Source organism: Litchfieldella anticariensis FP35 = DSM 16096 (genome assembly GCF_000409775.1).
GTDB classification, from domain to species: domain Bacteria; phylum Pseudomonadota; class Gammaproteobacteria; order Pseudomonadales; family Halomonadaceae; genus Litchfieldella; species Litchfieldella anticariensis.
In genome coordinates this window covers 155419-174531 of the sequence record NZ_KE332393.1, presented here as the reverse complement: position 1 = coordinate 174531, position 19113 = coordinate 155419, and the positions used below count along the sequence as shown (strand labels likewise).

The following is a 19113-nucleotide window of genomic DNA, read 5'->3' as shown; positions in this document are numbered from 1 at the left end:
GGACAAGGCGCGTAGCACTTGCGTACAGCATGTCATGTGCCTGTGGATGAAATCATGACTTGCCCACATGCGGAACGAATCACCGGTTATGCACTGGTGAGTCCCGTGTTTGTCACCGTGGCTGTGCACATGGTGGGGTAACTGGCTTGATGAGGGCAACCATGCGGCTTTGTGGAAAAGAAGGTGCTGTTTGACGCTGAATTTATCCACATGAAGAAAAATGGGCCTACCGGTCGTCGGTAGGCCCATGGAGATGGCGAATTGAGTGTGGAAGTTGGCACCGTTCAGTGCTTGAGCACACGCGACAGGAAGTTCTGAGTCCGTTCGTGTTGCGGGTTGTCGAAGACCTCGCGGGGTGAGCCCTGTTCGACGATCTGGCCGCCGTGAATATAGATGACGCGATCGGCAACTTCACGGGCAAATCCCATCTCGTGGGTAACGATCATCATGGTCATGCCTTCATTGGCCAGTTCACGCATGGCGTCGAGTACCTCACCGATCATTTCCGGGTCGAGCGCCGAAGTCGGTTCGTCGAATAGCATCAAGCGCGGTTCCATGGCCAGGGCGCGGGCCAGGGCCACTCGCTGTTGTTGGCCGCCAGAGAGCTGGCTCGGGTACTTGTCGGCCTGGTCGCTGATCCCGACCCGCTCCAGTAGCTTGTTGGCAATCTCGGTGGCCCGGCCACGGTCGAGTCGGCGTACCTTGATCGGTGCCAGGGTGACGTTGTCACGCACGCTCAAGTGAGGAAAGAGGTTGAATTGCTGAAAGACCATGCCGACTTCGGTGCGGATGGTCTGCAGGGCCTTCGAACTCTTGCCGTTCGGCAGCAGCTCGTTGCCGTCGACCTCGATATGACCGTTCTGGAATTCCTCCAGGCCGTTGACACAACGGATCAGGGTCGACTTGCCCGAGCCACTGGCACCGATGATGACGACGACTTCCCCAGGGGTGATCTCGAGGTCGATATCTTGCAGCACATGGAGACTGCCGAAATACTTGTTGACCTTGTCCATATGGACGATGGGCTTGTTCGAAGCTGAGTTGGAGTGATTCATGGGCGATCCTTATTGTCCGACCAGGCCCTTGCGTTCCAGCGTACGCAGGATGAGAGAAAGGCTCCAGGTGATAGCCAGGTACAACAAGGCCACCATCAGATAGACCTCGAGGGCGGTGAAAGTGGTGGCAATATACACTTGGCCCTGGCGGACCAGTTCGCCGACGCCGATGACCGAGAACAAGGACGTGTCCTTGATGCTGATGATGGCTTGGTTGCCCAGTGGAGGAATCATGCGGCGAAGGGCCTGAGGCCAGATGATGTAGCGGAAGGCTTGGGTTCTTGACAGTCCCAGCGACAAGCCGGCCTCACGCTGGCCTCGTTCGATGGATTCCACGCCGCCGCGCACGATCTCCGAGATATAGGCTCCGGAATTGACGGCAATGGCGGCGATACCCGCGACCAGGGCATTGATCGGACCGCCGAGAATCTGCGGCAGCCCATAGAAGATGAATAGCACCTGTACCAGCACTGGGGTGCCGCGAAATACCTCGATATACAGGCCAGCCGGAAGCCGCAGCCAGTGAAGGGGGCTGATTCGCAACAGGCCGAAGATGATACCGATTATGAAACCAATGGCCAGGCCACCAAAGGAAATCAGCAGCGTATAGGGGATCCCCGGTAGTAGATGGGGAATCGAAGCCAGGGCGGCTGCCCAGTCGAATTCAAAGGTCACGTCCACGTGAAAATCTCCCGCTGCGACGAGTCAAGCGTGCGCTGTAGGCGTATCGGTGGGACACACAGCAGTGGGGCCGGGTGTGAAACCCGACCCCACCACGCATTGTGTAAAGGGATCATTCGTCGTCAGCGGCACTACCGAACCATTTGGCATAGATCTCGTCGTAAGTGCCGTCCTCGCGCATGGCGGCCAGGGCCTCGTTGGTGGGCTCCAACCACTCACTGCCCTTGTGGAAGACGATGCCATATTGTTGCCCCTCGTAGAGAGGACCTACCACCTTGGTGCGACCTTCCCCACGGGTCTGGGCAAAGTAGCCGACATTGGGAGCATCGTAGAAGACGGCATCGACACTGCCGCCGAGCAGCGCCATGAACATGTCGCTGGTCCCTGGATAAGGGGTGATGTCGGTATCCCCGCCGAACTGTTCTCTCAGGAAGTTGTGGCTGGTGGAGCCGATCTTGGTGGCAATACTGGAGCCGGCCAGATCCTCGATGGTTTCGACGCTGTCGTTGTCGGCACGTACCAGAATTCGCAGGCCACTGTCGTAGTAGGGATCGGAGAAGTCGACGATCTCGGCGCGTTCTTCAGTGATGGTAATGCCGGCGATGGCGATTTCCTGATTACCGGTCTGCACGGCTGGGATGATGCCGTTGAAGTCCATGGTTTCGAGATTGATCTTGAAGCCGGCACGGTCGGCGACCTCTCTGATGATATCCATGTCGAACCCGACCATTTCGCCGCTTTCCTGGTCCATCATCTCGAAAGGGACGAAGCTTGGATCGGTGACCACGTTGACCTCTGGCTGCTGGGCGAATGTCTGCACCGACAGCCCCAGACCCAGCACCATGGAAGCCACTAGTGAGGAAGTCTTGAGGGTATGGTGGGTCAGTTCGTGAAGTTTCATTGGGTTCCCCATTTAGAAATATTGTTTATAGAACTCACCTTTAACCATGGCGAGTCATGGGGAAAGCGTCAAGTTAGAGGGGAATGGTCTGCCTCAGAGGGGGAAAGATCGATGGTGAGGTCATGGTCCGAGTGAAACTCAGACCATGAATGAAGAACCACAGCCGCAGGTGGTGGTGGCGTTGGGATTCTTGATCACGAAACGGGCCCCGGCGAGGCCTTCTTCGAAGTCCACGGTGGAGCCGACCAGATACTGGTAGGAAAGTGGATCCACGATCATGGCAACATCGTCGAACTCGATCAGGGTATCGTCGTCGCTGGTTTCATCGGCGAAGTCAAAGCCGTATTGGAAGCCTGAACAACCGCCACCGGTGACATAGACACGCAACTTCAGGGCGTGATTGCCTTCCTCGGCGATCAAGGTACGTAACCGACCTTGGGCGTTATCGGTCAGCAACATCGGTTTGGGGGTATAGGAAGCTGGTTCGAAGGATTCGGCACCGCTCATGGATTCGCTCCCATGTTGGTAAATAGTAGCTTGCTCATTATTATCCACAATCCCCAGCAAAAGGGTCAACTTTTGCTGGGGCATTCGGCGGTCAGGGCATGAGTGCTGGCGCTTGGAGCCCGGCCATTTCATCGAAACCGAACATCAGGTTGAGGTTTTGGATGGCCTGTCCCGATGCTCCCTTGACCAGGTTATCGATCACTGCCAGCACCACCACGGTGTCACCACCGCCGGGGCGATGCACAGCAAGACGGCAGATATCGGTTCCCTTGACGCTGCGGGTTTCGGGATGGCTACCGAAGGGCATCACATCCACTGCCGGCTCATCGGCAAAGCGTTGCTCGAAGAGTGCCTGCAAGTCGCCCGGTTCGCTAGTGAGTCGAGCGTAAAGGGTGGCATGGATGCCACGAATCATGGGCGTTAGATGGGGCACGAAGGTCAGACCCACGGCTTGTCCTGCCGCCTGTGCCAGGCCCTGGCGAATTTCTGGCAGGTGACGATGGCCACTGGCACCGTAGGCTTTCATCGACTCGCTGGCTTCGGCCAGTAATGAACTCACCTTGGCCCCTCGTCCCGCTCCAGTGACACCAGACTTACAGTCGGCGATGACATGGTCGAGGTCGATCAACCGCTGCTCCAGCAGCGGCAGCAATCCCAGTTGTACGGCTGTGGGATAGCAACCTGGTACGGCTATCAGCCGCGCTTGGCGAATAGCATCGCGATTAACCTCCGGCAAACCATAAACGGCGGCTTCAAGCAGTCCTGGGGCGCCATGCGGTTGACCATACCATTGTGCCCACTCTTCGGCGTCCTTGAGACGGAAGTCGGCGGATAGGTCGATGACCCGAGTGCCGCGCTCTAGTAGTTCGCCGGCCAGGGCATGAGCGACACCATGCGGCGTAGCGAAGAATACGGCATCGCACGCGGCCAGGCGCACAGGATCCGGCTCGGAGAATGCCAGACCGGGATAGTGGCCGCGCAGATTGGGATAGAGCTCGTCGACGGCGAGACCGGCTTCCGAGCGTGAGGTGATCGCCTCGATTTCGACTTCGGGGTGACCTGCCAACAACCGCAGCAATTCGACGCCGGTATACCCGGTACCGCCGACGATACCTACCTTGATCACGAAGGACTCCTTTGATGGCCGGTTGAGACGTGATTCTTTCAATATGATACACCTTTAAGCAGTGTGACATCTTCCTGCACGCTTGACCTCCCTGGAGCCTCGAGCGGCGCCGACTCCACAAGGATTGCGGTATCGTGCCACGACTACGTTTGCCTAATCTGAGCCTGGAACGCTTTCGCCACCAGCTGGCCAATGTCGATGCCTTGCCCCAACTATGCGTGCTGGGACTGGCTTCGGGAGTCGTTACCGGCAGCCTGATGGTGGGATTTCGATTGTTACTGGACTTGGGATCATTGGCACTGATGCCAGGTGACAATCCTGAAGCCTTCGAAGGGCTGGTTCCTTGGGTTCGGGCTGGTTTGCCACTGGTGGCGGTAACGCTGATCGGGCTCTGGTTGTGGCGGCAGCCCCCCGGTGCGCGCAAGCTGGGCATCGCTCATGTCATCGAGCGTCTGACCTATCACCAAGGGCGATTTCCACTGCGCAACTGGATCAACCAATGGTGGGTAGGCGTTGTCTCGGTGGTTGGTGGCTTGTCTGCTGGTCGCGAGGGGCCGGCCATCCACCTGGGCGCAGCGGCCTCCAGTGGGCTGGGTCAACGACTTCGCTTGCCACACAACAGCTTGCGGGTGCTGGTGGCGTGCGGCACGGCAGCGGGAATTTCGGCGTCGTTCAATACTCCCATCGCTGGTGTGATCTTCGCCATGGAAGTGGTGATGATGGAGTACACCATCGCCGGCTTCATGCCCGTGATCCTGGCGTCGACCATGGGGGCATTGGTAGCGCAACTGGTTTATGGTGCCGAGCCAGCTTTCCAGGTACCCAGTATGGTACTGGGGTCTCTGTTCAACCTGCCATGGATCGTGGTCACTGCGCTGGTGATTGGTTTACTGGCCGGGGGATTCATCCATGTGGCCAAAAGTGGGGGGCGGCTGGCGAGCTGGCCATTGTGGCTCAGACTGGCGGCGGTGGGACTTGCTACCGGTGCCGTTGCCTGGTGGTATCCCGAGGTACAGGGTATCGGTTATGACAGCTTGGCCGCATCTCTGGGTGGGGAACTGGCCGTGGATGTGTTGATTGCGCTGGTGATTGGCAAGTTATTGCTCACTGCTTTTACCGTGGCTTGTGGTGTGCCAATCGGCATCATCGGGCCGGTGTTGGTAATGGGGGCGGCTGCCGGTGCCTTGAGTGGCATGCTGGGAAGCTGGATCTGGCCTCAGGTTTCAGCGGAGCCAGGGTTGTTCGCCATGCTAGGCATGGCGGCGATGATGGGAGCGGTGCTGCAGGCACCTCTGGCAGCATTGATGGCGCTACTGGAATTGACTCATAGCCCCAATATCATTCTGCCCGGTATGCTCGCGGTGGTGATTTCGGGGCTTACGGCACGACAATTGTGCCGTTGCGATGGTTTCTTCATCAATCTCACTCGGCATGGCCTGCACCCGCTGCAGTTGCCGCTGAGGCAGGCATTGTCACGCGTTTCCGTGCCAGCGGTCATGGAGCGTAATGTGGCCAAGACGCGGCGTATGGTGAGTCGCGAGGAAGCCAAGAGCTTGCTGGAGAGCAAGCCCTCCTGGATCGTGATCGTGAGTTCCAGCGACGATGAGCCAACCTTGGCGCTAAAGGCGGCAGATCTGGCTCGAGTTCTGCTCGACGAGGAACTATGGGCCAAGGAAGAACGACTGGACTTGCTCGAAGTTCCCGGTCAACGCTTGGAAATGGCGCCTATTCACCTGCAGGCGACGCTCTCGGAAGCGTTCGACCGCTTGAACGATCATGCCGTTGACGCTCTATATGTGGATAATACCTCGACACCGATGATGCGACGAATTTCCGGTATCATCACTCGTGACGCTATCGAGAACTACTATCGTTACAAGCCATAGACGCACGCCTCATGACGATAAGGATGGCAGTGTTGTCACTAGGGGACTAAGGAGCCGGAATGTATTTGTGGATCAAGGCGCTGCATTTGATCGCCGTGGTGACCTGGTTCGCCGCACTGTTCTATTTACCGCGCCTGTTCGTCTACCATGCCTTGGCTCGCGATCGTGGCGACCAACAGGCGATCGACTATTTCCGGATCATGGAACGCAAGCTGTATCGTGGCATCATGCTCCCTTCCATGATTGTCGTGCTGGTGCTTGGTGGATGGTTGCTGGCACTGGTGCCGGCTTTCCTGAGTCAAGGCTGGTTGCATGCCAAGCTGGCTCTGGTGGTGGCACTGATCGTCTACCACCATATTTGTCTGGCGTATCTGAAGAAGTTGGCGGCGGGTACCTGTCAGAAGTCTCATGTGTTCTTTCGCTGGTTCAATGAAGCCCCGGTCATTGCCTTGCTGGGGATTGTCATTCTCGTCGTGGTCAAGCCGTTCTGATGGGGAATACATTGCACACCACCCGATATCTGCCGGTCGTTCTGGTACTGGCGGGGCATGACCCGACCGGCGGTGCCGGTCTGGTTGCCGATGCCGAGGCGATTTCCGCCTGTGGTGGCTGGCCATTGACTATTCCTACGGCACTTACAGTGCAGAACTGTCATGACGTACACCATCTCATGCCATGTCGGGGCGATGACATGCGAGCCATGGCGGCAGCTCTGACTGAGTTCAAGGTGGCGGCGATCAAGGTTGGGTTGATTGCCAGCCTTGACGCATTGGATGCGGTCATGGATATCGTGAACCGTTACCCAGGAGTACCTCTGGTGGCTGATCCGGTACTCAAGGCCGGTGGCGGGAAAATGTTATCCACAGCTGAATTGCTCGATGCATTTCGCAGCCGTCTGCTACCGCTTGTGGATATTCTTACGCCCAATCGTGAAGAACTGGCACAGCTGGTAGGACGCGAAGCGAACAATGATACCGATCGTGCCGTGGCCTTGTTATCGCTGGGTTGCCAGGCGGTACTGGTCACCGGCACCGACACGCCGCCAGCGGGCTCAGCACCCGATCAGGTTGTCCACACTCTGCATACCCCCGACAATGGACGTCAATGGCACTGGCCGAGGCTGACCGGCAGTTTTCATGGCTCGGGTTGTACCTTGGCTGCGGCATTGGCCACTCGTCTGGCAGCCGGTGAGAGTCTGGTATTGGCTTGCGAACAGGCTCAGGCCTACACCTGGCAGACACTCAAGCATGGCTGGTGTCCGGGAAGTGGTCAGTCGCTACCGCGGCGTCTGTGGCAACATTCCGACCTAAGCCGACAGGATGCACCATCATGAGCCATCATGACTGGACCCATGGGGTCTATGCGATTACTGACGCCGGTCTGTTACCGGATGATGCGCAGTTGTTCGACGGTTGCGAGTGTGCACTGCGCGGTGGCTTGGCGTTACTGCAGTATCGTGACAAGTCGATGGATGACGTCAAGCGATGGCGGCAGGCTCGTACCTTGACGGCACTGTGCCAGGATTACGGGGTGCCCTTGATCATCAACGATGATGTCGAACTGGCGCTACGCTTACGTCGTGAAGGACATGCCAATGTTGGCCTTCACTTGGGCCAGGATGATGGCGAACTGTCCGAAGCCAGGCAACGCTTGGGAGGACAAGCGATCATTGGAGCGACTTGTCATGGTCGCTTGGAGTTGGCCGAGCAGGCCGCAAAAGCCGGGGCAAGTTACCTGGCGTTTGGACGTTTCTTCGCTTCGAGCACCAAGCCGGATGCACCACCGGCCAACCTGGCGCTGCTTGGCAAAGCTGCTGATTTCGGCCTGCCGCGCGCCGCGATTGGTGGCATCGGTCATGACAATATCCACTTGGCACGTCGTGCCGGTGCCGAGTTACTCGCTTGTGTACATGCGGTATTCGGGGGCGAGGACATCGAGGCCAGGGTAAGAGCGTTGAATCGGTCATTGTCGCGAGAACCCCCGTTAGAGGCGACGATTCAGGGCTTATCCACAGGGTAATCACGGAAAGTTATCCGCATTGTCCAGATAGTTATCCACAGATCTTTTGTTTTCCCAGACGCAAGAGGCTTCCATGACCACTTCCGCACAGCTCTTCGAACAGGCCTGCCGTCACATTCCCGGTGGTGTCAACTCGCCAGTGCGTGCCTTCAAGGGACTGGAGCGACCGCCGGTATTCATCGAACGTGCCCAGGGCGCCTATTTGTTTGATGTCGAGGGCCAGCGCTATATCGACTATGTCGGATCCTGGGGGCCGATGATTACCGGTCATGCCGATCCGGAGGTACTGGGCGCGGTGCGTGAACGCCTCGACAACGGTCTCTCCTTTGGCACGCCCACCGCCATCGAAACCACCATGGCCGATCTGATCTGCGAGATCATTCCCAGTATCGAACTGGTACGGATGGTCAATTCCGGGACCGAGGCCACCATGTCGGCAATTCGTCTGTCACGGGGGTATACCGGACGCGACAAGATCGTCAAGTTCGAGGGCAACTATCATGGCCACTCGGATTCGTTGTTGGTCAAGGCTGGTTCCGGTGCCCTGACGCATGGTGAACCCAGTTCGCCGGGGGTGCCGGCGGCATTGGCCGAACACACCGTGACGCTTCCCTACAATGACATGGAGGCGGTGGAAGAGTGCTTCGCGAAAATCGGCGATGAGATAGCTTGTATCATCGTCGAGCCGGTGGCCGGTAACATGAATTGCATTCCGCCTGTGCCCGGTTTTCTGGAAGGCTTGCGTCGTGTCTGTAACGAGTACGGCAGTGTGCTGATTTTCGACGAGGTGATGACCGGCTTTCGGGTCGCTCTTGGCGGGGCTCAGAGTCTCTATGGCGTCATGCCGGATTTGACCTGTCTGGGTAAAATCGTCGGCGGGGGCATGCCTGTCGGTGCGTTCGGTGGCAAGCGTGAGATCATGTCACAGATCTCCCCGCTGGGACCGGTCTATCAGGCCGGTACCCTGGCCGGCAATCCACTGGCCATGGCGGCGGGAATTGCACTGCTTTCCAAGATTCGCGAACCAGGCTTTCATCAGGCCTTGGCGCAACGAGTCGAGACCTTGTGTTCGGGTCTTCAGGAGCGGGCTGATGCCGCGGGAGTGGCCATGATCACTCAACGCGTAGGCGGCATGTTCGGCGTGTTCTTCACTGCACAGTCGCAAGTGGAAAACTTTGCCCAGGCCACGGCTTGCGATGCCGATGTCTTCCGGCGCTTTTTCTCGGCGATGCTCGATCAAGGGGTCTACCTGGCGCCTTCGGCCTATGAGGCTGGGTTCATGTCCAGCGCGCACACGCCGGAAGACATCCAGATGACACTGGATGGGGCAAAGGCCGCGTTTGCGACTCTGAGGGAGTCCACTGGGTGAATGACGCACTGATCGAGTCCCTTCGAGATCCAGGTTGTTACGACCATCCGGTAAGTAGGGTGGAAGTATGCGAGACGCATATTTCATGGATCCTGCTCACCGGTGACTATGCCTACAAGATAAAGAAACCACTGGATTTCGGTGGCTTTCTCGATTTTTCCTCTCTAGAACGCCGCCATCGTTTCTGCGACCAGGAAGTCCGCCTCAATCGGCGTTTGGCGCCTAACCTGTATCTGGCGGCGGTACCGATTTCGGGAACACCTCGATCACCACGCGTCGGCGATGCCGGCGCCCCCATCGAATATGCCGTCAAGATGCGTCAGTTCAGCAATCGTCAACTGCTCAGCAATCTGCAACGTAGTGGTGAACTATCGCTTGAGCTGATCGATGACTTGACCGAGCAATTGGTGATATTCCATGAACAAGTTGCCCGGGTCGATGAGAGCTCCACGCTGGGTTCCGCTGATGCTACCCGTGGACTCCTGGCCCGTGAATTCGCCTTGATCATGGCCCGTCTTCCTGACGAGGAGGATCGTCAGCGACTGCAATCTCTTGCCCTCAGGGCCGAGGAGATGCACGCACGTCTATATACCACCTTCGAGCAACGCCACCATGACGGTTTCGTCCGCGAAGCGCATGGCGATATCCACCTGGGCAACGCCGTGTGTTACGAGGGGCGTGTTCTGATGTTCGATGGGATCGAATTCAATGAGGAATTGCGCTGCTGCGATGTCAGTTGTGACCTGGCCTGTTTGTTGATGGACCTCGAAGCACGAGGGGAAATGGCCTTTTCCCGTCATGCCTTGAACCATTATCTGGAACTGTCCGGCGATTATGAGCTGGTGCGTGTGCTTGGTTACTACAAGCTTTACCATGCCGTGGTGCGTGCCAAGGTCGCCATGCTGCGTTATCACCAGCCGGAACTCGCCAATGACCGTCGCCAGGCGATACATGATGAATTCCGCCACTTTCTGGCACTTGCTGAGGAGTACGCCGAATTCCGGTTTCCTTATCTGGTCATTGGTGTCGGCGTTTCTGGCAGTGGTAAGAGTCGTTTCACCGGAGAGATGGTGCGTCGTCTGGGGAGTGTGCGCCTGCGTTCGGATGTAGAGCGCAAGCGTTTGCACGGATTTTCTCCACAGGCGGATAGTCGTCAACAGGGTGTGGACATCTATACGCCCGGGACGACTCGCCTGACTTACCGGCACTTGGCCAAACTCACCGGCATATTGCTGGAATCGGGCTTGCCCGTGTGTATTGATGCGACGTGCTTGAAACGGGAACAGCGTGAACTTTTGAGCCAACAGGCTGAAGCGCGTGGCTTGCCTGTCTTGATGGTCAGTTTCGAAGCCGATGACGCTACGCTCAGAACTCGTATCGAGAAACGAGCCCGTCGTGTTGGCGATCCTGCCGAGGCCAGTCTGGCCGTGCTCGAACGCCAGCTTGCCCAGCGCGACCCTTTCGCCGACGACGAACGGCGCCAACTGGTGCATTTGGATACCACGGCACACAATGCTGGTGAAACCTTGGTGGAATTGATTCGGCAGCATTTGCGCCTGACCTGAATCATCGTCGGCCGTCTGTTTTCCCTTTCATTTGCACAACACTTCGTTTTTGACCTTCTCACGCTCTGTCACAAAAGTGGTAAATGTGACAAAGATGTTAAGTGACTGGTTACAAAGATATTTACTATTCTTAATGCTGATTTTCTAATGAGCTATGTATAGTTTGTGAAACAGAATTGGCATCATTCTCCCTGTCTTCCCGCCTTTTTCTCTCCCTTTTAGATAGTCATGAAAATATATCTATTTGTTTTTATACGAATATTTATATTCCACCTCTTTGTGGCACGTATTGTGCTAATAAGTAATTGGCTGTAAATGAGAGTAATCGAGTTGTGACGATGCATAGCCGCGGCCATTGACATCGTCTTGCTGTGAGTTCGGTATCCGCTCTCATCTTACGCCGTTGGGAATTCATCATCATGCATGATAGGGAGACACACCATGAACAAGTATGTACTAGCGGGAACGTCCGCGTTGGCGTTGGTGATGGCGATATCCACAGCCCATGCCAACCCCTCTGCAGGCGTTGCTGACCAAGTCGATCAAGAGGTCAACTCGGCAGCTATCGCCGTCGGTGGCAGTAGTGGCAGTGCCAATGGTGGCAATGGCGGCGATGGTGGCACCGGTGCGGGTATCGGGCTCTCCAATGCCCAGGTCGCCAATGATGCTGAACTGGACGATGAAAACTCACTTTCCGCGACCAGTGGCGCAGGAAGCGGCACGGGAACCGGTGGTGCCGGCGGCATGGGCGGCTCCGGCGGAACATCCGGGGCCGGCGGTAATGCCAATGCCTGGAGTGAATCCTTCAACACCTCCACCAGCGTGATCGCTCTGCAGGAATTGAGTTCCACCGTCACAGGCGCCCCTATCAACATCAATGGCGGAGCCGGTGCGGCGGGAGCCGCAGGAGCTGATGGCGGTGATGCCATAGCCGCGACTGTGGGCGTTGGCGTTGGGGGAGCCGGCGGCAACGGTAACGGTGGTGACGGTGGAAATGCCTACGCTGGTGACGGCGATGATGGCGGTGATGGCGTGGGCCTTGGTCTGGGCCTGGGAGTCGGTGCTGGCCAAGGCGGCGATGCCAGCTCGACCAATGGCGATACCGATGCCTCGAACGGTGCCCTGGGTGGCTTGGCTGTGGTCGTTGAAGACGACGACAACACCCTGACGGGTGGGGATGCTACCAGCGGTGATGCTACCGCCACATCCGCATCGACCGGTGGAACCGGTGGTGCCGGTTCCGGCACTGGTTCCGGTACTGGTTCCGGGACAGGTACTGGTGGTGCCGGTGGCAATGGTGGCGATGCCCTGGCAGGGAATGGCGGTAATGGCAATGGTGGCGGTGGCGGTGGCGGTACCGGCACCAGCGGCGATGCCATGGCCCAGGCCGGCAACGGCGGTAATGGCGGCGACGGCGGCAATGGCGGCAGTGCCACCCTGGCAACTGGCGCAGCCACGATGGCAGCGGGTGCCGGCACCTTCGGCGGGATCGCCAACATGAACCTGTCGACCGGCATTTACAACTCCCAACTGGCTGCTACCAACGTTGCTGCGCATAGCAACGTCAGTATCGGCAACTGATCGTACGGCTTGTCGTGTGAAACCGGACTGGCGGAGTGTTTCCGCCAGTCCCTTTGCCATCGACAAGCGGGATTGGCGGAAATGACGAAAGGAGGCATTCCATGAATATTCCGTCGAACTTGCGGCGATCACTGACGGGGTTGTTTGTGGCCGGAACGATGAGTGTGGCGGCAAGTGTCAGTGCTGAACCAATCATTGAGGTTTCGGGGTTCGATGCACTGAACAGTATCGATCCCCAGGAATTGGAGCAACTCAGAGGGCGGGAAGGCTTCAAGAATCTGGTCAATGTGCAAAGCATCCAGAACATGGAGTCTGTGGTATCCGGTGCATCTTTCACCGCAGGAACCATCGTCTCGGGTGGGATTACCGTCGAAGCTCAGGCGTTGGACAATTTTTCTGGTGTTGGCCTGTTTAACATGATGACGGGTAACAGCAACGCTGTGGCGATGGGGGTCAATATCAGTGTCTATGCCCCGCAATGAGGTCGATGAATATTGGAGAAGGAAACCAGTATCTCGTGGATGTAATACCGGGGGCAACCGGTCGGGAGGATGCATGATCAAGCCGATACAGATGTTGCTGGTGCTGGCCCTGTTGACGGGAGGGATGCCTCTCGACACCAGGGCGGGGCCGGTCACTATCGCCGGCCCCTTCGGCTCTTTCAATGTCCAGGCCAGGAGCCTCAATGAAATGCGCTGGGATGCCGTCGTCCGCCAGCAGTATGACTATAGTTGTGGGGCGGCCGCTGTCGCGACTCTGCTGACCTACCACTACGGACGCGAGACCACGGAAGCGGAAGTCTTCGAGTCAATGATCCGGAGCGGGAATCCTGAGCAGATTCAGGCACAAGGCTTCTCGATGCTCGACATGAAACTCTATCTCGATAGTCAGGGCCTGAACTCCGATGGGTTCAAACTGACCCTCGATGACTACCTCAAGATCGGTGTTCCCGCGATTACCTTGATCAATACCGGTGGCTACAAGCACTTCGTGGTCATCAAAGGTATAGATGATGACCGAGTCCTGGTTGGTGATCCCGCCGTGGGAACCGTGGTGGTGCCTAAGGAGCATTTTGAAACGCTCTGGCAAGGAACCGTGCTTGGGGCCCGGGCAGATATGCAACTTGCCCAGCAATACTTCAATCATGAACGCGATTGGAAGGTCAGACCTGACTCGCCTCTTCGTCAAGGCGTCCACCGCGCGGGGTTGGGAACCTCTTTATTATTGTTGCCTGGCCCCAACGAGATGGGCCGATAAGCTGCCAAGGCAGGAGCGATCGAATCATGTACAAGCAATGGGCTGGCAAGGTAACCAGGAGGTCGCTGGTAGTGTTCATGCTGACGTCGAGCTCGACCGTCTTCGCCGGCGGATTCTGGGATCACTTGGGCATGCAGCCGGCTGGGGAATATGATGCCTTTGCCGATGCCAATGCCGTAGTGATCGAGACGGAGACGCTTGCCGGGCTGCGAGGTGGTTTCTCGGTCTCGGGGCTAGATCTCGACTTCGGTGCCACACTGCGTACCGTGGTCGACGATATTCTCTACCAGACGGTGATGAATCTCTCTGAATCTGGAGCGAAGGTCGTTTCTCAATCGCTGGTCGATCCCACCGGACAAGCCGTCATCGTCAATCCCCAGGCAGGCCAGTCGATCGTCGACCTGGCCCCCATAACGATCAATGTGCCCGGCCTGAAGCAATTTTCCGGCATTGTCCTGAACGACCAGAATGGTTTCACATCGGTGCTACATAACGTGACACGAAATGCCATTGTGGGAAGTGTCATCAGTGACGCTTCGAACCGGGAAATCGCGCATGAGTTGAATATCGACATCCAGGTCAACAATATCGATGCCTTGCGTCATGCCAACCAGCGTGCTGCAATTTTGAACTCATTGACACGATAGATGGGCGCCAGCATGACATCATGCTGGCGCGTCACCCATCGTCGAAACTGTCTAGAAGGCATTCATGCCAAAGGGAATTCGTAGAGTCAGCAGTGTATCTGGAGCATCGTCGGTAACCCCCAGTTCGAGTGCCAGATTGACTGAAGTATCGCGGCTAATCTGGAAGGACCAGCCAAGTAGCAACGAACCGATGTTTAGTGAACGGGAACTCACTGTCGCTGAATCGCCATTATCAGGATTTACGAATTCCGTTTTGGTCTTGCCGATAAAATCGTTCTTGAACCCTAAGGTGAAGGACGAGCGCTCGTTGATGGCATAGGCCATCCCGAAACTGAGCCGGATGGCATCACCGGGATCGACATCGCCTACGAGTATGTCATCGGTTATCCGTTGATTGACGTTATCTTCTAAGTTGAACATGTAACCGAGGTTGGCAAAATAGACGGCCGGGTCGGATGGGTAGAGCATGGTAATGCTAGGTTCGATGGAGTGAAAACCTGACCCCGTCGCCAGTTCCTGCTCGATGCCGTCGGAATCGCGGCGAATATCGAAAGGGCCTTCACCGGTAGTCGATTTGTAGCGCAGGTTGGCGATGAAATAGGGCCACCCGTCCCGGCCACTGTTCATCTGATAGTGGGCCGCCACTTCGATATCACCCATACCATTGCCGGATAGATCCCGATCGATATCGAATTCCGTTTGACCTTCCGTTGTTGCCACGGTGGCAAATAGGGTGTCGTTGCGATAGACATAGGGCACCTTGAGTTCCAACTCCAGGCGATCGCTGACGCCCAGGCGACCGGTGAGTGCTGCGGTCCAAGTATCACGGTCGGCATCCTCGGCTTCGAACACACCGATCAGCAAAGTGCTGAGAATCTCGACACCGCGAAAGGTCAAACGGTTGACGCTGGCATGGGAATACTGCAGTGAGGGCTCAATCACCAAACGACCTTTTGGTGTCAAAACGCCCCCGATATCCGGGATGGACTGAACCTCGGGTTGTATTTCCTGCTCCGGCGGAGCCTGACCGACAGGCCCTTGTTGTGGTGTGACATTGTCGCTTGACGATGTCGTACCGTTTGCTCCCCCCATCTGAGCAAGTACAGGCCCTGAAAGCATCAGGCACATTATGCTGATGCCATATGTTGTAACCTTTCTCTTGATTCTCATGACAATGATCCCCTTCCATGTTTTTATGATGCCTTTATGGCTTGCTCATAGTTATAATCCTACTTGAAATTTCTTATTAGGCTATTTAAGCACTTCTTAAGCTCTTTGGATTATTTCGCTTGCCTCATGATGATTGTTGAAGGTAATATTCTCACTCCTGTTGATGTTGTGTTTTTCTATCAAACGATAGAGAGTCACCCTTGATATGCGCAGCTCTCTTGATGCATGCATTACATTGTTACGATTTCTAATCAATGCGGCCTCCAACGCTGATTTCTCCGCCATGTTTCGGGCTTTTTCCAGTGTGATGATAGTATCTGGGGATATATGTTTTTCTAATTCCAAGTCGTCAGGACGAATGAAATTCTCTTCGCACATGACCATGGCTCTACGAACTCGGTTAATAAGTTCTCGGACATTACCTGGCCACTTATAGCTTTTCATATGTTCAATGGCTTCATGAGTAAAGCCACGCAATCTCGAAGATTTTTCATCAGAAAACTTGTCAAAAAACAGATTGACCAATACTTCGATGTCTTCTTTACGCTCTCGTAACGGAGGTATATGAATTCTCAGAACATTGAGTCGATGATAAAGGTCTTCCCGAAACTTACCCATCTTGACAGAATTCTCAAGATCAACATGAGTAGCAATTATTATCCTGATATCGACAGGTATTTCTTCAAGGCCGCTCACCCGCCTTATCCGGTATGTCTCCAGAAATCTCAGCAGATTTATCTGCATATCGAGAGGAAGATCACCAATTTCATCGAGAAATAACGTACCGCCGGAGGCCGCTTCTATCCGTCCGATATGCCGTTGTCTAGCATCGGTAAAAGCGCCCTTCTCATGGCCAAAGAGCTCAGACTGAACTAGCCCACTGGGCAAGGCACCGCAATTGACCGCAATGAAAGGACCGTTCTTTCGACATGAGTGCTGATGAATGGCCCGTGCTGCTAGCTCTTTACCTGTACCAGACTCGCCACTGATAAAGACGGGGGCATCTACCGAGGCTACCTTGCGGATGGTCTGGAAGAGCTTCTGCATACTCGGGGTAACACTAATCATCTCATTATTATCGGTATCTATCTGATTTATCTCTTCCTGGAGAATGGGAAGTTTTATCATTTTCATCATATGATTTAGCAAACAATCGAGTTGCCTGGCATTGATCGGTGCAACATGATATGCATAGAAAAGCTGGCTAATAACCTTTTTGATACCAGAATTTTCCAAAAGCATTTCATCAATGATTGCTATCCACTCAATGTTTTTTTTATCAACCAGATTTTCGATGTCGGCTTCTCGTATTGTCGTCTTTCTAGCTAAGCGGATCATCCCGATAGAGAAACTATCGCTTTCTATAGTGCTGCAAGCATCCCTTATATTTTCCTCACACTTGACATGCCAATCAAAGATAGCCATATGTTGAGATATAATATGGCGATCATGTGGTGACTCGTCGATTAGCAGTAGTCGTTTGGCGTCTCCCATTGCACCTTTCTCCTTGATGCATGGACCAGTCATTGTGTCGTCTTATCACTGACTCATAGGAATGTGGAAAGTGATTTTATATTTGCGATTATAGATTGATTGAATGTGAACCCTAATCCTCAGGAACGTGATTAATCATGATTCTCTTACCCAGCTTTGTAAAGTTATGTTTCTTGGTAAAGATTAATGATTTACATTTGATGATAATATATTAATGCCTTCTTAAATTATTTTTATTAGAATATTGACCTCAAGCACTCCGGCTCCGAGATTTAAACCAAAGGAATTTTATTAGATATTTAATGCTTCAGGGGTTATGTTTTTGCTTTAATTTAACCATAAGCAGCATGCATGACAGTCTCTGTTTCCACTATACAATTAGATTTAGATAGGGTTATCGTTATATATAAAATGGGAGAAAATCTAGATGGAAAGGAAATGATAATGGAGGAAATCATTTAATATCAGATGGGATCTGGCGTTCGATGCCGTGTTTTTCTAACAGACGATATAGAGTGACGCGCGATATGCCCAATTCCTTGGCAGCATCTTGTATCTTATATTTGTTACGTGACAAGGCGGCCTTGATAGCGTTGCGTTCGGCATTATCTCTTACTTGCTCAAGCGTCATGATATGACGAGGTGTCTTTCGTCTTTCCAGACCCAGATCACAGGGTCGAATCAAGCGATTTTCGCACATTACGATGGCACGACGAACACGATTAATGAGTTCGCGTATATTCCCGGGCCACTCATAGCATCGCATCAACGCCAATGACTCCTGGCTGAATCCCTTGACCTGGAGTGATTTCTCATTGGAAAATTTGTTGAAAAAGAACTGGGCTAGGATGTCAATATCTTCCTGACGTTCGCGAAGAGGCGGAATTTGAATTTGCAATACGTTTAGCCGGTGATAAAGGTCTTCTCGAAAGCTACCCTCCTTGACTGCTTTATTCAGATTGATATGGGTGGCGGCAAGAATCCGGACATTCATGGGAATTTCCTTGAGACCGCCAACGCGTTGAATATGGTGATCTTCAAGAAATCGCAACAGATTGACCTGCATCTCGAGCGGCAGGTCGCCGATTTCGTCGAGAAACAAGGTCCCCCCTTGAGCGGCTTCGATGCGTCCGATTTTTTTCTGACTGGCACCGGTAAAAGATCCTTTCTCATGCCCGAATAGCTCGGACTGAATCAAGTTGCTAGGTAAAGCTGCACAGTTGACAGCGATGAAAGGAGATTCGGCACGTGTTGAGTGTTCGTGAATGGCTCGGGCGGCAAGTTCTTTCCCGGTACCCGATTCTCCACTGATGAATACCGCGGCGTCTACTGCAGCCACACGGCGGATGGCCTTGAAAAGCTTGTGCATGACCGGTGTGGCCCCCACCATTTCGTATTCATCCGTTGGTAGTTGCCCATCGCCTTGTGTAGAGAGGGATAAGGCCATCATGGCACTGGCATGGCTTAACAGGCAGTCGATCTGTTCCGCATCGATCGGCAGCGTGTGGTAAGCATAAAAAATCCGTTTCAACGTTAGGCAGTTTTTGCTGTCATCCAGTATGGATTGGTCGATCAAGGCTATCCATTTGACTGGGATGACGGATAACCGCTTTTCGAGCTCCTTTCTATTTTCAAGAAGCTTAGCATCCAGATATACCAAACCTACTCGAAGGGAGGGGTCGCTAAGGGCCTCTTTCACCTTGTTGAGACTATTCGAATGATATATTTTCCACCCTCGTTGCTGCATCTCATGAATTAACCAATGGGAATTTTCCTCTGCCCCCCCCACAATCAGTATGCTTTTTATCACACTCATTGCTTACCTTTCCTCTATCTCTCAGGTGGAGTGGATAAA

The 19113-nt window shown here is 54.6% G+C and carries 18 protein-coding genes; 10 read left to right on the top strand and 8 right to left on the bottom strand.

Going from position 1 to position 19113, the window contains the following annotated elements; genetic code table 11:
- Positions 1-284: 284 nt before the first annotated feature.
- The 5 genes from L861_RS19210 to argC form a co-directional block, all read right to left on the bottom strand.
- On the bottom strand, positions 285-1055 hold the full coding sequence (locus tag L861_RS19210; protein ID WP_016418316.1) for an amino acid ABC transporter ATP-binding protein: 771 nt from the start codon (positions 1053-1055) through the stop codon (positions 285-287).
- A gap of 9 nt (positions 1056-1064) precedes the next feature.
- A complete protein-coding gene (locus L861_RS19205; RefSeq protein ID WP_016418315.1) occupies positions 1065-1736 on the bottom strand; it encodes an amino acid ABC transporter permease in 672 nt (223 codons plus the stop codon).
- 112 nt (positions 1737-1848) lie between these two features.
- The gene (locus L861_RS19200) at positions 1849-2580 is read right to left on the bottom strand and encodes a transporter substrate-binding domain-containing protein (RefSeq protein ID WP_035568941.1); all 732 of its coding nucleotides are present in this window, start codon (positions 2578-2580) and stop codon (positions 1849-1851) included.
- Between the two features lie 195 nt (positions 2581-2775).
- Positions 2776-3144, bottom strand: coding sequence for an iron-sulfur cluster insertion protein ErpA (erpA, locus tag L861_RS19195; RefSeq protein ID WP_016418313.1), 369 nt, complete (start codon positions 3142-3144; stop codon positions 2776-2778).
- A 91-nt stretch (positions 3145-3235) separates the two neighbouring features.
- Positions 3236-4270 carry an N-acetyl-gamma-glutamyl-phosphate reductase gene (gene argC / locus L861_RS19190; protein WP_016418312.1) on the bottom strand — a complete coding sequence of 345 codons (1035 nt, stop codon included), beginning with the start codon at positions 4268-4270 and terminating at the stop codon, positions 3236-3238.
- Between the two features lie 134 nt (positions 4271-4404).
- On the opposite strand from argC, the gene L861_RS19185 reads away from it, so the two are divergent.
- The 10 genes from L861_RS19185 (at position 4405) to L861_RS19140 (ending at position 14594) form a co-directional block, all read left to right on the top strand.
- The gene (locus L861_RS19185; RefSeq protein ID WP_016418311.1) at positions 4405-6156 is read left to right on the top strand and encodes a chloride channel protein; all 1752 of its coding nucleotides are present in this window, start codon (positions 4405-4407) and stop codon (positions 6154-6156) included.
- A 59-nt stretch (positions 6157-6215) separates the two neighbouring features.
- On the top strand, positions 6216-6647 hold the full coding sequence (gene hemJ / locus L861_RS19180; RefSeq protein WP_016418310.1) for a protoporphyrinogen oxidase HemJ: 432 nt from the start codon (positions 6216-6218) through the stop codon (positions 6645-6647).
- Positions 6647-7489: a bifunctional hydroxymethylpyrimidine kinase/phosphomethylpyrimidine kinase gene (thiD, locus tag L861_RS19175; RefSeq protein ID WP_016418309.1), complete on the top strand. Its 843-nt coding sequence runs from the start codon at positions 6647-6649 to the stop codon at positions 7487-7489. Before hemJ ends, thiD begins: the two co-directional genes overlap by 1 nt.
- Positions 7486-8175 carry a thiamine phosphate synthase gene (thiE, locus tag L861_RS19170; protein ID WP_016418308.1) on the top strand — a complete coding sequence of 230 codons (690 nt, stop codon included), beginning with the start codon at positions 7486-7488 and terminating at the stop codon, positions 8173-8175. Before thiD ends, thiE begins: the two co-directional genes overlap by 4 nt.
- A 73-nt stretch (positions 8176-8248) precedes the next feature.
- Positions 8249-9544 (top strand): glutamate-1-semialdehyde 2,1-aminomutase, encoded by a 1296-nt coding sequence (gene hemL, locus L861_RS19165; RefSeq protein ID WP_016418307.1) that lies wholly within the window; start codon positions 8249-8251, stop codon positions 9542-9544.
- Positions 9541-11109 (top strand): bifunctional aminoglycoside phosphotransferase/ATP-binding protein, encoded by a 1569-nt coding sequence (locus L861_RS19160; protein WP_016418306.1) that lies wholly within the window; start codon positions 9541-9543, stop codon positions 11107-11109. Before hemL ends, L861_RS19160 begins: the two co-directional genes overlap by 4 nt.
- Positions 11110-11550: 441 nt before the next feature.
- The gene (locus L861_RS23745; protein WP_016418305.1) at positions 11551-12690 is read left to right on the top strand and encodes a hypothetical protein; all 1140 of its coding nucleotides are present in this window, start codon (positions 11551-11553) and stop codon (positions 12688-12690) included.
- A 101-nt stretch (positions 12691-12791) separates the two neighbouring features.
- A complete protein-coding gene (locus L861_RS19150; protein ID WP_016418304.1) occupies positions 12792-13172 on the top strand; it encodes a hypothetical protein in 381 nt (126 codons plus the stop codon).
- 73 nt (positions 13173-13245) lie between these two features.
- Positions 13246-13947, top strand: a complete 702-nt coding sequence (locus L861_RS19145; RefSeq protein WP_016418303.1) for a C39 family peptidase — start codon at positions 13246-13248, stop codon at positions 13945-13947.
- A 26-nt stretch (positions 13948-13973) separates the two neighbouring features.
- Complete coding sequence (locus L861_RS19140; RefSeq protein ID WP_016418302.1) at positions 13974-14594, top strand: hypothetical protein; 621 nt, start codon at positions 13974-13976, stop codon at positions 14592-14594.
- A gap of 51 nt (positions 14595-14645) precedes the next feature.
- Here the strand turns inward: L861_RS19140 and L861_RS19135 are convergent, their stop codons facing one another.
- The 3 genes from L861_RS19135 to L861_RS19125 form a co-directional block, all read right to left on the bottom strand.
- Complete coding sequence (locus L861_RS19135) at positions 14646-15536, bottom strand: hypothetical protein (RefSeq protein WP_016418301.1); 891 nt, start codon at positions 15534-15536, stop codon at positions 14646-14648.
- Positions 15537-15860: 324 nt separating this feature from the next.
- Positions 15861-17258 (bottom strand): sigma-54 dependent transcriptional regulator, encoded by a 1398-nt coding sequence (locus L861_RS19130; protein ID WP_016418300.1) that lies wholly within the window; start codon positions 17256-17258, stop codon positions 15861-15863.
- A 454-nt stretch (positions 17259-17712) separates the two neighbouring features.
- The gene (locus L861_RS19125; RefSeq protein WP_016418299.1) at positions 17713-19074 is read right to left on the bottom strand and encodes a sigma-54 dependent transcriptional regulator; all 1362 of its coding nucleotides are present in this window, start codon (positions 19072-19074) and stop codon (positions 17713-17715) included.
- Between the last annotated feature and the right edge of the window lie 39 nt (positions 19075-19113).